The organism is Microbulbifer mixtoriginis (SeqCode), assembly GCF_052466695.1.
The window spans coordinates 1,632,837-1,647,530 of the sequence record NZ_CP174285.1; the positions used below are offsets into that span (position 1 = coordinate 1,632,837).

Annotated in this window: 12 protein-coding genes; 7 read left to right on the top strand and 5 right to left on the bottom strand. The window is 40.0% G+C overall.

Going from position 1 to position 14,694, the window contains the following annotated elements; translation table 11 throughout:
* Positions 1-660 precede the first annotated feature (660 nt).
* Positions 661-1,704 carry an AraC family transcriptional regulator gene (locus tag ACJJI0_RS07065; RefSeq protein WP_444885294.1) on the bottom strand — a complete coding sequence of 348 codons (1,044 nt, stop codon included), beginning with the start codon at positions 1,702-1,704 and terminating at the stop codon, positions 661-663.
* A 175-nt stretch (positions 1,705-1,879) separates the two neighbouring features.
* Between ACJJI0_RS07065 and ACJJI0_RS07070 the strand changes: the two genes are divergently transcribed.
* The 5 genes from ACJJI0_RS07070 (at position 1,880) to ACJJI0_RS07090 (ending at position 8,036) form a co-directional block, all read left to right on the top strand.
* Positions 1,880-3,796, top strand: coding sequence for a DUF3604 domain-containing protein (locus ACJJI0_RS07070; RefSeq protein WP_444885295.1), 1,917 nt, complete (start codon positions 1,880-1,882; stop codon positions 3,794-3,796).
* A gap of 104 nt (positions 3,797-3,900) precedes the next feature.
* Positions 3,901-4,815 carry a peptidylprolyl isomerase gene (locus ACJJI0_RS07075; protein ID WP_444885296.1) on the top strand — a complete coding sequence of 305 codons (915 nt, stop codon included), beginning with the start codon at positions 3,901-3,903 and terminating at the stop codon, positions 4,813-4,815.
* A complete protein-coding gene (locus tag ACJJI0_RS07080; RefSeq protein ID WP_444885297.1) occupies positions 4,805-5,866 on the top strand; it encodes a HupE/UreJ family protein in 1,062 nt (353 codons plus the stop codon). The genes ACJJI0_RS07075 and ACJJI0_RS07080 overlap by 11 nt, the downstream gene beginning before the upstream one ends.
* A gap of 635 nt (positions 5,867-6,501) precedes the next feature.
* The gene (locus ACJJI0_RS07085) at positions 6,502-7,359 is read left to right on the top strand and encodes a hypothetical protein (RefSeq protein ID WP_444885298.1); all 858 of its coding nucleotides are present in this window, start codon (positions 6,502-6,504) and stop codon (positions 7,357-7,359) included.
* Between the two features lie 197 nt (positions 7,360-7,556).
* Complete coding sequence (locus ACJJI0_RS07090) at positions 7,557-8,036, top strand: AAA family ATPase (protein ID WP_444885916.1); 480 nt, start codon at positions 7,557-7,559, stop codon at positions 8,034-8,036.
* Positions 8,037-8,058: 22 nt separating this feature from the next.
* Here the strand turns inward: ACJJI0_RS07090 and ACJJI0_RS07095 are convergent, their stop codons facing one another.
* Positions 8,059-8,691 carry an MIP/aquaporin family protein gene (locus ACJJI0_RS07095; RefSeq protein ID WP_444885299.1) on the bottom strand — a complete coding sequence of 211 codons (633 nt, stop codon included), beginning with the start codon at positions 8,689-8,691 and terminating at the stop codon, positions 8,059-8,061.
* A gap of 278 nt (positions 8,692-8,969) precedes the next feature.
* Complete coding sequence (locus tag ACJJI0_RS07100) at positions 8,970-10,373, bottom strand: MFS transporter (RefSeq protein ID WP_444885300.1); 1,404 nt, start codon at positions 10,371-10,373, stop codon at positions 8,970-8,972.
* A gap of 148 nt (positions 10,374-10,521) precedes the next feature.
* On the opposite strand from ACJJI0_RS07100, the gene ACJJI0_RS07105 reads away from it, so the two are divergent.
* Entirely contained in the window at positions 10,522-11,301 is a 780-nt protein-coding gene (locus tag ACJJI0_RS07105) for an amidohydrolase family protein (RefSeq protein WP_444885301.1), read from the top strand.
* Positions 11,302-11,355: 54 nt separating this feature from the next.
* On the opposite strand, the gene ACJJI0_RS07110 is transcribed toward ACJJI0_RS07105, so the two are convergent.
* The gene (locus tag ACJJI0_RS07110; RefSeq protein ID WP_444885302.1) at positions 11,356-12,321 is read right to left on the bottom strand and encodes a UDP-glucuronic acid decarboxylase family protein; all 966 of its coding nucleotides are present in this window, start codon (positions 12,319-12,321) and stop codon (positions 11,356-11,358) included.
* Positions 12,322-12,695: 374 nt separating this feature from the next.
* On the opposite strand from ACJJI0_RS07110, the gene ACJJI0_RS07115 reads away from it, so the two are divergent.
* Complete coding sequence (locus ACJJI0_RS07115) at positions 12,696-13,415, top strand: glycerophosphodiester phosphodiesterase (RefSeq protein WP_444885303.1); 720 nt, start codon at positions 12,696-12,698, stop codon at positions 13,413-13,415.
* Between the two features lie 96 nt (positions 13,416-13,511).
* Here ACJJI0_RS07115 and ACJJI0_RS07120 read toward each other — a convergent pair whose 3' ends face one another.
* Entirely contained in the window at positions 13,512-14,693 is a 1,182-nt protein-coding gene (locus ACJJI0_RS07120) for an FAD-dependent oxidoreductase (RefSeq protein WP_444885304.1), read from the bottom strand.
* Position 14,694 lies beyond the last annotated feature (1 nt).

Consider the following 14,694-nt stretch of genomic DNA (forward strand, 5'->3'; position numbering starts at 1 on the left):
TATAAGCGGCTTAACAGTGATGAGAGTATTCGATATATAGAAAATAGACAAATTCTAAGATGTATAGAGGCTATCTATAGCCAGCGTAAAGTATCCACAAATAGCACGTTACTAAGACCGACCCTTGACAATTAGCCTCTAACGGCTGAGACAACACTATGGGGCATACTTCATCATAGTTACTGTATGCTACTGATTGTTAGCACAGTATTAAATCATATATAAGCCTAAAATTTTATGGCCATAAATTTAGCCACCCTACCCTAGTAAATAGTAGATGATATGATTCCATCTATTCTCCACAGAGCCTGTCAGTGCTACACCATCCTACATATTGGATCGCCCAGGACGTAAACACTAAAACTAAGAAGACCATCGAACTACCAAGGATACGGTAATAGGCGACAAGAAATACGAGCTTAATATTCTAGATAACCGACTAGCTGCCCATATGGTAATAGATCTTCACACTATATTCGCACAACAAAGGTCGTAGAGAATGGGTTGGCCTGAATAGCTCAATATGCAAAGGCCTATCTATAGGAGCCTCAAGAAGGTCAGGGTCACCGACACCAAACAAAGAAATATCTGGACTCAATTAGTCTCACATATAAAAAATTCAAATATAGCCGCTGTCTCTTTGGAAGATCATACTCGCACTCAGTCTATACCAATTTCAATCGAGACACTTTCACTACAATTATTCCGGAATTCGCGCGGTGATTGTCCAGTCCATTTTTTGAAGCTTCGAGAGAAACTACTAGTATCACAAAAACCTAGTTTATAGGCAATTAAAGTGATAGGAAGCTCAAGTTGTTTAAGGTATTGAACCGCTTGATATTTACGTATTTTATCCAGGATGATCTGATAACCGGAATTTTTTTCTTTGAGTTTTCTATGTAGGCTACGACAACTAATAGCAAGCTCCCTGGCCACTGCTTCTTGTGAAAAATCTCCTGAGGGCATCAGGTCAATAAGCACTCTATTAGTCATGCTGACTATGTCACTCTTCCGCAATCGCTCTAAATAACTTATCAAGGCCTGTTCATTAATGCTAACTAACTCATTGTTTCCTGAAGAGAGCTTCCGGTCAACAAACTCTTGCTTAAATCTAATCTCACAAGTATTAGCCGAAAAATTGATTGGACACCGATACATCCGTTGATGGTATTTAAGAACGGAAGGTCTCGGTCTCTGTAGATTAATAGATATTAAGTGTTGATGGACATCTGGGCATATCTTCCCAATGGACTTTATTAGCAATGCCATAAAGGCATCTATAGCATGAATACTTGGCTCATAAATAAAGTCATCGACTTTTTTCCAAGATACTATAACTTGCTTCTTTTCATCATGTATATTAATTCTCATTGCGGTGGTGACCACCTCTGAAAATCGTGCTGACCTCAATAAACTTTCTCTAATTGAGCTACTCGACAAGTGAGCATAACTTAGAGCGTGAAGATTTGTATGTTTGACATACTTAGTAACTTGCAATCCAATACAATCATCACCTGAGATAGCTTCAGCGAATTCCCATAGTTTTTTCATATTATCTAGAGGTATTCTTTGATTTGCATCCTCAATACATTTTGGGTCAATTTCTGCAAACCGTAGGATTTCTTGGGCAGAACAATATGGTTTCAAGGTCTCAATAATGGGTAATACCCAGGTTGCAATGGTCGTGTGTCCATACTCAGCCATTTACACATATGTCCTAATTAGTCAAGAGATTGGCCTTATCGGCAAAGAAACCTATAAGCCAATCGATTAGCATCCACTGACTCATTTCCTTGCCTGTCAAGATTATCCTAACAATCTTGGCATGTTAAGTGAGTCTATGCTTTAAAAAAGCTAAACAACTATAACGATTAAAAACATGAAAAGTCTTATAAAAAAAGTTGTGTATCTTACCGGGCTGGCAGTAGTCACTGTGCATCATGTTGCTATTGCCAATGAGCCGACTCAGCTTTTTTGGGGAGATATGCACCTTCATACCTCATACTCATTTGATGCCTTCTTAAGCCAAAATTATTCGGCAACCCCGGATACCGCTTACCGCTGGGCAAAGGGGCAACCGGTCATTCACCCTTATACCCATGCAAAAGTACGTATCGATACACCTCTGGATTTTCTAGTGGTATCGGATCACGCTGAAGGATTGGGTGTTATGAGAGCAGTGGTTAATGAAACAGATGAGCTCGATAGCGAGATGTCCTTTTATCAGTCGATGATGCGCTGGTTTGCCAAGCAGCATATTCGCTATAAGGTATCGATCAATGAGGGTATGGATATTTTCAATCAGCTGCTGCCAGCTAAAGCACTAGACTCGGAAACCTACCTTGATCCTGTCCAGGATCCAGCTAACCAGCCCCCGGAACCAGTGCTTGGAGATTTGAATAAAACCCGGACAAGCGCCTGGAACGATATAATCGACGCCGCAGAGCGTCACAATAACCCAGGTACCTTCACCAGCTTTATAGGCTGGGAATGGAGTTCAACACCAACCGGGGCTAATTTACACCGGGTCGTGGTGTCCCCAGATGGTGCAGAAAAGGCTAAGCAGTATCTTCCTTTTGGGTCTGACCAGAGCCAATATCCAGAGGATTTATGGTACTGGTTAGATGAGACTTCTCAACGAACTGGCAGTGAATTTATTGCCATTCCCCATAACTCCAATGTTTCCAAAGGCTACATGTTCGCAGAAACCACACTGCGCGGTGAGCCAATTGATGCACAGTATGCGCGCACACGTATGCGCTGGGAGCCCTTAGTCGAAATAACACAAATTAAGGGGGATTCAGAAACCCATTCAAAACTTTCGCCGCAAGATCCCTTCGCCGACTTCGAAAATTATCCATTTTACTTACAAGCTGATCCAGAGGCTTACCGTATTGCTAAAGGTGACTTCATTAGATCCGCCTTGCGTACTGGCCTTGAGATACAGGATAAGATTGGTGTAAACCCTTATAAGTTGGGTTTTATAGGGTCCACGGATTCACATACTGGTATGTCTACTGCAGAGGAGAACAATTTCTGGGGTAAGTTTGCCCATGATTCCATACCAACTAGCAAGCGCACCAATACTGTCATTGGCGGGACCAAGGCTACTGGCTGGAATATGTCTGCTTCTGGACTCGCTGCCGCTTGGGCAGAAGAAAATACAAGAGAGAGCCTTTTCGCTGCGTTTAAACGCCGTGAAGTCTATGCCACTACCGGACCTAGAATACAGGTACGTGTCTTTGCCGGCTGGAACTTCCCTAAGCACGCCATAGATGCTGAAAATATCGCCGAATTGGGATACATCCATGGCGTACCTATGGGAGGAGATTTGACCAAACCACAAGAAGCTAACAAACCAATTCAGCTGCTCATACGTGCGGTTAAAGATCCCAAAGGAGCAAATCTGGATAGAATCCAAGTTGTTAAATCCTGGTTAGATACGACAGGAAAAAGCCATGAAAAAATATTCAATGTTGCTTGGTCTGGGGAACGTACTCTTAACAACCAAGGAAAATTAGATTCTGTGGGTGATACAGTAAATCGAGAAACAGGACAATATACCAATAAGATTGGTTCTATTGAATTATCCACTTTATGGCAAGACCCAGATTTTGATGTAAATGCACGCGCTTTTTACTATGTTCGAGTATTGCAGATCCCTACTCCACGCCATTCACTCTACGATGCCGTAGCCTCAAAAGAAGTTAATGATGGAAGTATTCAGATACCACCTGAAGGGCCCGCGGTTCTCCAGGAGCGTGCTTACACCTCTCCTATCTGGTATACCCCCTAATATCTTTAATAAACCCGATAACTAAAGAAGCCTGATGATTAATTTCGTTAATCCATTCTGATGAAGAATAGAAACTCTCTATAAATATCAATGGAGGACATTAAATGCAGTGGAAGTTTGAAGAACTAAGAAAAGAACCCCTGCTACACTTTTTCATTATCGCATTAATACTATTCATCGTTGCAGAATTTCTAAACAAAGATAATAGATTCAATCAAGAATACACCCTACTTATAAACGAAGACAAGATCATTGAGCACCTCCAATTTCAGAAAAAAACATTCAACCAAACATTTGCTAGGCGTTATTGGCAAAGCCTAACTCAAACTGAAAAATTCAACTTTATTGATGATTACATTAGGGAAGAAATACTTTATAGAGAAGCGATCAATCTAGGTTTACAGGAACATGATCAAATTATACGAAGACGACTTATTCAAAAGCTGGACTACGTAACTGGAGGCTTTTCTAGTAAGATAAGTATTACTGATGAAGATTTGAAAAATTACTTTCAACTTAATCAAGAAAAATATCGCATCGAAGCATCAATTACTTTCACCCATGTTTTCTTTGATGCGAGGCATTACTCTAAAGAGAATTTAGAGGAGACCGCCAAGCAGACTTTGGATCAACTTTTAAAACAATCAATCCCTTTTGAAAAATCTTCCCTCTATGGAGATAGGTTTCTTTTCCATCGAAACTATGTAGAACGAACTTCTCAACTAGTAGCTAGCCATCTCGGAAATACTTTGGCGCAGAATGTTTTCCGCCTGCCCTTAAACACCTGGTCTGGCCCGCTTGAGTCCCCCTATGGTCTACACCTGATATTGGTTAGCGATCACAAAAAAAGTCGCCTACCCAGCCTTAGCGAGGCCTACCCCTTAGTTCTAGAGGATTATCGACGAGAAAAATTGGAAGTGAATAAAAAAATGAAATTTAAAGAATTGCTGGCTGAGTATAGAGTTGAGTGGGACAACTCCTTACCTTATGTGCCTATGGACACAACCTATGCTAAATAGAAGTCTCTACAAGACCATTACAACCATTATAATTTCTTTACTAGTTACAATCTTTAATAATCTAAGTTTTGCGCATGATGGAAGACCGCTTTACATTGAATTAAAAGAGATCTCGGAAAACAGATACATCCTTCGCTGGAAAACACCGCCAGTTATGCAACCAGGTACTGAGCCTGAAGTAAGTTTGACAGGAAATTTTTGCCAAAGGCACTCAACTACATTAGATTTTTCTGGACGTCATGTTAAGAGCTATCTATGTCAAGCCTCCCACCTGCATGATTTTAAAGGAGCAGAGAACACCCTTAAATTAAAAATCTCATACCCAATTGCTAACCCTGCCTTATCAAGCTTAATTCAATATAAAAAACTTAAGGGTGATACAATCAACATCTTTAATGGCCCAAAGATCTTAGTAATAGACTTACCTTACAAATTAACCATTTGGGAGTGCGTTAAACAGTATATCGAAGCTGGATTTCTACATATACTAGAGGGCTATGATCACTTGCTTTTTGTATTATGTTTAGTATTTATTGCCCAAGGCCTTAAGAGTATTTTAGTCGCTATTAGTGGATTTACATTAGGACACTCCCTCACATTGGGGCTCGCAAGTTTAAATCTATTCTCCATTAGAATTGATGTTGTGGAAGTTTTGATCCCATTAAGCATTATGTTTCTAGCCGCAGAAATTGTATACGCCATTGAGCGGGATAATAAAAATACTTTGACCTGGCGTTATCCTGCTATTGTAGCTGGTGGATTTGGGTTGTTACATGGATTCGGGTTTGCCAGTGCATTAACAGAATTAGGTCTTCCACAAAGTCAGAAAATCATCGCTTTGTTTAGCTTTAATATAGGTGTAGAGCTTGGGCAGATACTCTTTGTTTTAGTCTTGATTGCTTCAATTTTCCTGATCAAGTGGACCTTTTCAAGGTGGAGCGTTTCATTTTTTTATAAACATATCTTGGCACAGTCAGGGTACATTATTTATCCAGTTGGAGTAGTTAGTGCATATTGGTCAATCGACAGAGCTCTGGGTTTGATTTACTAAGTTAACTAAACCGTTAACTGTAGGTTAAACCGATATTAATCCAATAAAGCATTTCGTACCCTGAAAGATCCAAAAGGCTCAGACTTATCGTATTATTTGTACTATCGCTATGAAAAGAATGCTGCGCTTGCAGTGCTGCAACTCAATGAAACATCGTTCAAATCACACCCTACACGGGTATCAGACCGACATATGATAAGATTCATAAGGTGCCAAACTTTCCATATCTGGTACATTCCACTTCATCATTGCCTCATAAAGAGACTAACTAAAACGTCAGTACAGATATTGAAGTCCCGCTGCAGTGTGCACATTGGTGCCAATTAGGTGTAAGTGTTCATAGCTGGCTCTTTTCAGATTCTTTCATCTCAAGCCAGTAATCCAGCCCTTAAAGTCAGTGTGCCAAGAGGTAATTTGCTTGGGAAGTGAGTATGCTAGTATTCGCTCGGTTTGTAACGGGTAGCTATAGGTAAAGGCATTTGGTATACAGCCTCTTCAAAATATGGTTTATATCAAATTTTACTCACAACCTGTCTAGCTATTCCTATACCTTTTGGTTAAGTAATTTTCTTACGCTTGAAGAACTAATAATAATGAGAAAATACTGAACATTTAATTTCATCAAGGGATTGCATATGACTCCAGATATTTTCACCGACTTAAAAATCCAGCAAATGATTAAATTTTGCTCTACTGGCTATGATGTATGGGGTAAAATTATCAAGAGAGATATCAGCAACAACTACGTTGCTGGTCGCGATCGTTCTATAGAAGGTCAGATATATTGGAATCACCTTAACAGTGAAGTTAGTTGTATTTTGGCTATTCACTCCTTTCTCAGGGAATACTTAACTTCTAAAGTGCCAGCTAGTGAAATCTCACAGCTTGACTCGATGAAAAACAGCTTTTTGTTAACGGTTGTAGATTATCAAAGACTTTGTTCCACAGCACACCTTACAAACAATATTGACAAGAAAATTGAGAAAAATAATTCTCTCAAAAAAGACAGAAAAATTAACCTTGGCATTTCAACTTCTTCTTTAGCCTCATCCATCCATGATATCCCCTCAAAGATCAATGGAATTGTGGCCACTATACTTGCACTTAAAAGTCTAAAACAAAACCTTGGGGCGGTGGATACCAGTTGGAGCGAACACTATAGAGCTGTCCGTCGTGATTTTCTGGCTATTGCTTCAAATATCATTGGTCTTTTTGCACCTACAGCAGTAGGAAATACAATTATTGTCGCGTGGATGTATAGCGATATACGAGACCTTAAAAATTTTAATAAAACCGCTCTAGAATTATCAGAAAACAAGCAGAAACTCTTAGATGCTGCTGGCAAATTCAGTGGCGATACATCCATAGGCGACTTCTATACTTACGTGCTTGTAACAGCGCTGGCAGAGCATTACGGTTTTTCACCGAACAACGGAATTAAGTATAATCCACAGCATCCGCATCTGAATATGGCGAAAGTTATTATGGGGTAGAATATAACTACCGGCTATTTTACATCACAAGAAAATATCTATTCAACGCGCAGAAATAGTAATATTGGTCAACCTTAGTATCAAGACAAGCTAGGCACATACATCGTTCTTTGCTACTATTTCTGCTCTTAAAATCAATAGGAAGAGTTATTAACTAATTCTCTTCAACTATTTTATAGGATACATCATTGAGCAAGGTGTTAATATTTGGCAGTTCAGCCTCAGGAAAATCCACTCTAGCAAAGCATCTTTCCCAGAAGTTAGGACTTGCACATTTAGATTTAGACACTTTGGCATGGCTGCCAACCTCTCCCCCTCAAAGAATGCCTCTAGATAAATCTCAATTGAAGGTCATTGACTTTCTTGAGAAACATGAAAACTGGGTGGTAGAGGGGTGTTATACAGATTTATTAGAAATTCTGGCTGACCAAGTCACTGAAATCATATTTATGGATCTTAACATTGAGCAATGTATACACAATGCCAAGTCTAGGCCATGGGAACCGCATAAGTATGACTCTAAAGAAGCTCAAGATTCAAATCTAAATATGCTGGTTAATTGGATAAAGGATTATAAAACAAGGCTAGATACCTTTTCTTACGACTCACATTTGAAATTTTATGAATCCTTCCAAGGGAAGAAATCTATTTACAGTAAAAATCAAACTTATACTTAAAAAGGGTGATTCTACAATGCTACTAAGTATGTTTACTGGACCTAAATAGTAAATAACTAATCAATGCTCCTACAGTTCCACCAACAAAGGGCATGAATAAATAATCCCAGCTCCAGGCCTTTGTTGCCAAAGCCACAGCCGGGTTTAAAATTCCGTATGAAGCGTTATGGGATACAATCAACCCTAGCAGTAGTGAGCCACCCACAACAATCCCTGAGGTGGCCTTACTTATATCTTTATTATATGTCGTAGACATAACCCCAAAACTAAAGAAAGCAGTTCCCAATGCTTCACCAATACCACTAAAAACAGAGGCTTTATGAGAAACCAGCCAACCTTCCTGACCCAATGGCACATACATGGTTACCATCAGTAACGCCAAAACTCCTCCACAAACTTGAACAATTACATAACCCAGAAAGTCTCTAAAGCTAATCTTCTTGGAAATTAACATGGAAAAAGAAATTGCTGGGTTGATATGACAGCCAGAAATACCCCCAAGGAGATATACGCATAAGCCCAATGCAAGCCCCGCAGCAATAGGTGTCGCTATGGGAAAAGGGTTGCTTGGGGTTAGTGAGGTTAATACCGCTGCAGCGAGAATGAAAGTACCAATCAATTCTGCAGATAACTTTTGTATAAAAGTATAATTCATAGGCATTCTCTCAACATCAGCAAATTATTCTCAGCATTAATACAATCGATTTGACTGAAAAATTGTTTTTCTATTGGGCATTTAAAAAGTGCCTAGATGATTGTAGACTATTAAACATCATTGAATGGCTTAATTTAGATCTGGTTTTACATGCTTTTTATTTACCAAAGATGTTTCTATTGATTAAATAGTTTTCAATCATTGAAGAGTGATCACTGAGAATCTATGGCCTCCCTAATAACTTAAGTTAGAGCACCTTATAAATTCTCTGAAGAGCTTCACAAAATCCCCTCTTCTTCATAATCTACTTTCACATCTTTACCTGTTACAAATAAAACACACACTACAAAGCCTGCCAAGGCAAGGTAGGCATTGACTGTAAAAGCTCTATCAATACCTGTGGGAAGATCTGGAGCCATAGCAACGATGGTGGTATTCATTCCTAATCCTAATGCCCCACCGGCTATTTGATACATATAAAGTATTGCTCCAGCTAGACTTGATCGGGATGGATCGACTACCGTTATCGCCGCAGTCGTTATTGTGGAATAGAAGAGTCCAACCCCAGCACCCAGAATCATCAAGCCGGGAATAAGCACCGGATAGGTGGTATTGGCAGTCATGTGCGAAAGCATAAACATTCCGATACACATACAAATGGTACCGGCAGAAACAATCACTTTAGCTCCAAGCTTTTCATACAAACTGCCAGATATATAGGAAACTATGCCAAATACCGCCATCATTGGTAACAACCCTATTCCAGAAAATGCTGCTGAGTAACCCCTAACTTTGGTAAGAAACTGAGGGATATAGAGCAATGCTGCAAAAAAGACCACAGAGAGTAGTAATGTTGCCATGCCCGCCGCAAAGAACTTATTATTTGTGGCTACATCTTCAGGGATTAAGGCATTCTTGCCAGCATTGCGTTCTACGATGATAAAAAGCCCCAAAAATATCAAGAAAACTGCAAATAAAGAGACTATCCAGGGGCTTTTAAAGCCAAAGTCTACCGCCAAATCCAACGCAACGAGCAAACCAAACAAAGAGATAGACAGAGTCGTTACTCCTGCATAATCTATTTTTTCATCAACTTTATCCGGACTGTCATCGGCGATCACCTTCCAACAAACTAGGCAAGCCAGAATCGCAATGGGGATGTTAATAAAAAAGATCCAGCGCCAACTAGCTAAATCAGTTAGTATTCCTCCCAACATTGGCCCAATGGCATTGGATGCTCCGCAGACTGTCATAATTAGGCCACCCGCCAAGCCTGAACGATCCTCCGGCATTAATCCATAGATCATCCCCAGAATGGCCGGCCACATCATTGCGCCTCCAATACCCATTAGTGCCCGAGATATTAGGAGCATCCACATGTCTACAGCAAGTCCACCAAGAAGAGAAAAAAAGACAAAGATTGCAGTGCCGATAAAGAAGATACGTCGGCGCCCAAACATATCGGCCAAGCGCCCTCCAGAGATGATTAGAACGCCAAAAACCAGGGTATATCCATTTATAACCCACTGAGCCGTAGTGATATCAGAGTTAAACTCCTTCTCCATTGCAGGAATCGCTACAGAGAAAGCTGTGAAGTCATTTGCAATAAGAAATACCGCTAGACTGAGTGCTACCAAACCCCAAAATTGGGTTTTTGTCAGGGGAGTCCTAGTTTCTGTCATGGTATCCTTCCCGGCACTTATTTTTACAGCACGAACTAAAAAATTGTTCTAGAAAGTTTGGCCTATCTGACCCTTTTAGTATTAATTTTTTGTGAGCGCATTACTTTTAGAAAGTCACTCAACCCAAAGTCTTTAGATGTTATTTATTATGCCTACAGATAAAACTGCTATTTTCGACAGTCATTTTCACATTATTACCCCTGGTTTTCCTCTTTTTTCAAATCAAGGATTTACGCCTGATTTCTTTACCACCAGCGACTATTTAGACCGGGTAAAAAATTACGACCTTCTCGGTGGTGCAGTTATTTCTGGGTCTTTTCAGCGAAATGATCATACCTACCTAATGGATGCCCTAAAAAACCTAGGGAAGAATTTTGTAGGAGTGATCCAGCTTCCGCCAGATACCAGTGATGAAAAGATATTGGCGCTCAATGAACATGGCGTCCGTGCTGTAAGGTTCAATCTAAAGCGTGGGGGTTCAATCTCTGCAGCAACTATCAAGGATTTCGCACAAAGAGTCTATGACCTGGCCAATTGGCATGTAGAACTCTATGTAGATTCAGCCAATTTGGCCCCTCTAGAAAACACCTTACTAACCCTACCCAGCGTGTCTATTGATCACCTGGGATTGAGTCAATCTGGGCTCAAGTTGCTGCTATCTCTTGCCGAAAAAGGTGTACGAGTGAAAGCAACAGGATTTGGGCGCCTGGACTTCAATCCATCTAACGCCATTAAGGATCTTTATCAGGCTAACCCTAGCTGCCTTATGTTCGGTTCAGATTTACCGTCTACTAGAGCACCGCGTCCTTTTCGAGATGAGGATGTCACATTAATTAAAAATGCTCTGGATGAAACGGGAGCCAACCAAGTTCTTTGGCAAAATGCTAAAGCATTTTATTTTCACCAGAATGAACGGATAGGAAGTTAATGTGTATTTATCTATCAATCAATATTGCCAACTTCAATGTTTAAGGCTTTGAAATTAATTTTTCAATAACCCAGAGCTCCCTCTTATACAAAGCAGCTTCTCAAAGTAAATAATGGTTTGTTTAAGTCCATCGTTTAGCTTTACTTTGGGCTCCCAATTAAGTAAAAATTTTGCCTGATCAATAACTGGTTTACGCTGACGAGGATCATCTCTAGGTAATGGCAGATAGATCAATTTTGAAGATGACCCCGTTAATGAAAGTATACGCTGAGCCAGCTGACTGATAGTAATCTCAGATGGATTTCCCAGATTGATGGGTCCCGTTATGTTTGCTGGAGCCCCCATCAAGCGAATCAATCCTTCAACTAAGTCATCAACGTAGCAAAAGCTTCGTGTTTGTTGGCCCGTACCATATATGGTTATATCATCACCCTTAAGCGCCTGAACGATGAAGTTACTTATTACACGCCCATCATTTGGGTGCATTCTTGGTCCGTATGTATTGAAAATCCTACCTACTTTAATTTGTAATCCATATTGACGGAAGTAACTGAAAAACAGGGTTTCAACACACCGTTTCCCTTCAATATAACATGAACGCATACACACCGGATCTACCTTTCCCCAGTACTGCTCAGACTGCGGATGCACTTCAGGGTCTCCATAGACTTCGCTTGATGAAGCCTGGAGTATTTTGGCGTTAACTCGCTTTGAAAGGTCAAGCATGTTAATTGCGCCATTAATATTAATCTTTAGCGTCTGTACTGGATCAACCTGGTAATGAATTGGCGAAGCTGGGCAAGCCAGATTATAAATTTCATCAACATCAACATATAATGCGTTTGTTACATCATGCTGAATAAAATTGAAACATGAATTCGATAACAGATGTTTTATATTGTGCTTTACCCCCGTGTGTAAATTATCAGCGCAGTAGACATCATGCCCCTCTCCCAATAATTTTTCACATAGATGAGCCCCTAAGAAGCCGGCGCCACCTGCAACCAATATTCGTGACATTATAATTCCACATTTAAAACACCAAACCTATAAATCATAGAAGCGAATAACACACCCAATCCATAAAACCTATCAAATACACTATCTTTAAGATAGAGTTAAATATAGCCACTTATTATTTATGCCATAAAGATAATTGTATCACAATATTTCACGCCACTGTTAAATGGTAAGCCCCACAAGGATTCATAATTCAACCCATAACAGTGACCTATTAAGTCTCAGCCAAATTAGCTAAGGAAACACATTACTATTTGAGAGAACTACCCATTAACACTTACAAGCCACTATCGATTAGCATTAATAACAATACAATCTTCTAGAATACACCTTATAAATCATTTATTTATATCAACTACTTGGACTTTCTGAAAATGGCATTAGGCACTCTCTTCTGCTTTGCTCACCGAGGTTACCAAGACTCGTATAGTGAAAACACCTTACAGGCAATAGGCGAAGCACTGGATTTAAAGGTTGGAGGAGTGGAAATTGATATATGGAATATTGGCGGTCAACTTCTTGTTACTCATGACAGGCGCCTAGGTCGCTTACAACCTGGGAATTCAATTATTACAGACATGCAACCAGAAACTCTTAGAGCTATGCCTCTACCCTGTGGCAGTAAGATTCCAACGCTACAAGAAGTCTTAGACTTAATAGGTGACAAGGCTCAATTAAACATAGAACTCAAAGGCCCTAATTGTGCGACACTATTGGCACAAGAGATTCGTACATTTGTTACAGATAGGGGGGCTACTTTTGATCAATATATAGTATCTTCATTTGATCAATTACAATTATATGAATGCCTACGCCTACTACCAGAAGTTCGCCGCGGTGTAATAATAGTTGGGGTTCCCCTCGATCTAGCCGCATGTACAGCCCCTTTAAAAGCCTATTCACTACATACTGCTTTGGACTTCCTCCACAAAGATTTACTTAATGATGCCAAATATCGAGGGTTAAAAAACTATATTTTCACTGTAAATAATCCTGACGACTTAGCACTACTTGCCTCACAGGGTGTGGATGGAGTATTTACTGACAAACCACAAATGGTCTTGGATTTTAACGAAAAAATTACGGACGCATAACCAATCAATCAAAAAATCAATCGGCAATTAAAAATAAAAACATTTACACGAACACTTAGAATATATCTTAATTGATTCTCATACCCCCTTAACACTTCAAACTTGCAAAGCGGCTCTTTTTACAGACCAGGGTGACAAATCAAACAAAGGTGTCTCATCCAATACTAGGCGCTTTAAATTTTCCCCAATCACTGGGGCAAACTTAAAGGCTTGACCTGAACCATGGCTAAAGATAAAAATATTTTTGCTCAAGCGATCTAATACAAACCCTGCGTCTGTACTCATTGTATAAGGACATAAGTGCGCCTCTGAGCGGGACCTAACACCTTCTATATAAGAAAATACAAAATCGTCTAGAATTTGCAGTAACTCTGTAGGAATCGTCATATTCGCAGAGGGAGTGTAATCTGACCTTTTTAACTTATCTGGTGCCCAATCAATACCTATTTTGATCAAACCTGTGCCGTTCTTCTTATCCCCCATACAAGGAAACCCATAGTAAAGCCCTTGATCAGGATCATTCTTTGCTTTTTCCTGAAAACAGAACCACTGTGGATAGGTATTCATACGATCGCTTTCAATCGTATAGTACGCCCATAACATTGGCCAAATCTGAAGCTGTACCTGATACCCCAATAGTTCAAGGAAATATCTAGACCAAGGGCCTGCTGCTATAATACAACGCTTGGATGAAGCTTTAGTACCATCCTCAAGTAGGACATTTACATCAGTACCATCAGAGACCGAAACCACTTTGGTTCCTAATCTAATTTTATGGCCGCAACGAATCACTTCATTTTTCCAAAAATTTAAGGACTCGCCGGATAACACAGCGCCTGCTGCTGGCTCAAATAGCCCTTGCCAGCCGGGCTTGGTGCGCAGTGGCCAGCGCGCACTAATTTCCTTTGCAGTCAACTCATCAAAAGGTATTGATTGCTTCTGCATGACTTTTTTAGCCGCACAGATACTCCCTTCAATGGTTTCCTCCCCCCAGTCTTCACCATAAAATAACAGGCCATGGGATACTCTAAGTTTTTTACCATAATGTTTTTCCTGAGATTCCCAAAGTACATTAGAATATTTTGCAGCTTGGCAGTAATATGGATTGGAGTACATCGCTCTGAACATTCTCGTACTACCGGAGCTACTACCAAAAGTATTTCCAATCTGGAATTGGTCACAAATTAGAATAGAATCCACAGATTTACGTAGCGCATAAGCCGAACTCAGCCCTGCCATACCCGCACCAATGATTATCACATCATAGTAGCTTATCATC

What these genes read in the sequence shown, in the direction of transcription:
- ACJJI0_RS07065 (WP_444885294.1), bottom strand. Translation starts at nt 1,704, where the DNA reads ATGGCTGAGTATGGACACACGACCATTGCAACCTGGGTATTACCCATT.
- ACJJI0_RS07070 (WP_444885295.1), top strand. Translation starts at nt 1,880, where the DNA reads ATGAAAAGTCTTATAAAAAAAGTTGTGTATCTTACCGGGCTGGCAGTA.
- ACJJI0_RS07075 (WP_444885296.1), top strand. Translation starts at nt 3,901, where the DNA reads ATGCAGTGGAAGTTTGAAGAACTAAGAAAAGAACCCCTGCTACACTTT.
- ACJJI0_RS07080 (WP_444885297.1), top strand. Translation starts at nt 4,805, where the DNA reads ATGCTAAATAGAAGTCTCTACAAGACCATTACAACCATTATAATTTCT.
- ACJJI0_RS07085 (WP_444885298.1), top strand. Translation starts at nt 6,502, where the DNA reads ATGACTCCAGATATTTTCACCGACTTAAAAATCCAGCAAATGATTAAA.
- ACJJI0_RS07095 (WP_444885299.1), bottom strand. Translation starts at nt 8,691, where the DNA reads ATGAATTATACTTTTATACAAAAGTTATCTGCAGAATTGATTGGTACT.
- ACJJI0_RS07100 (WP_444885300.1), bottom strand. Translation starts at nt 10,373, where the DNA reads ATGACAGAAACTAGGACTCCCCTGACAAAAACCCAATTTTGGGGTTTG.
- ACJJI0_RS07105 (WP_444885301.1), top strand. Translation starts at nt 10,522, where the DNA reads ATGCCTACAGATAAAACTGCTATTTTCGACAGTCATTTTCACATTATT.
- ACJJI0_RS07110 (WP_444885302.1), bottom strand. Translation starts at nt 12,321, where the DNA reads ATGTCACGAATATTGGTTGCAGGTGGCGCCGGCTTCTTAGGGGCTCAT.
- ACJJI0_RS07115 (WP_444885303.1), top strand. Translation starts at nt 12,696, where the DNA reads ATGGCATTAGGCACTCTCTTCTGCTTTGCTCACCGAGGTTACCAAGAC.
- ACJJI0_RS07120 (WP_444885304.1), bottom strand. Translation starts at nt 14,693, where the DNA reads ATGATAAGCTACTATGATGTGATAATCATTGGTGCGGGTATGGCAGGG.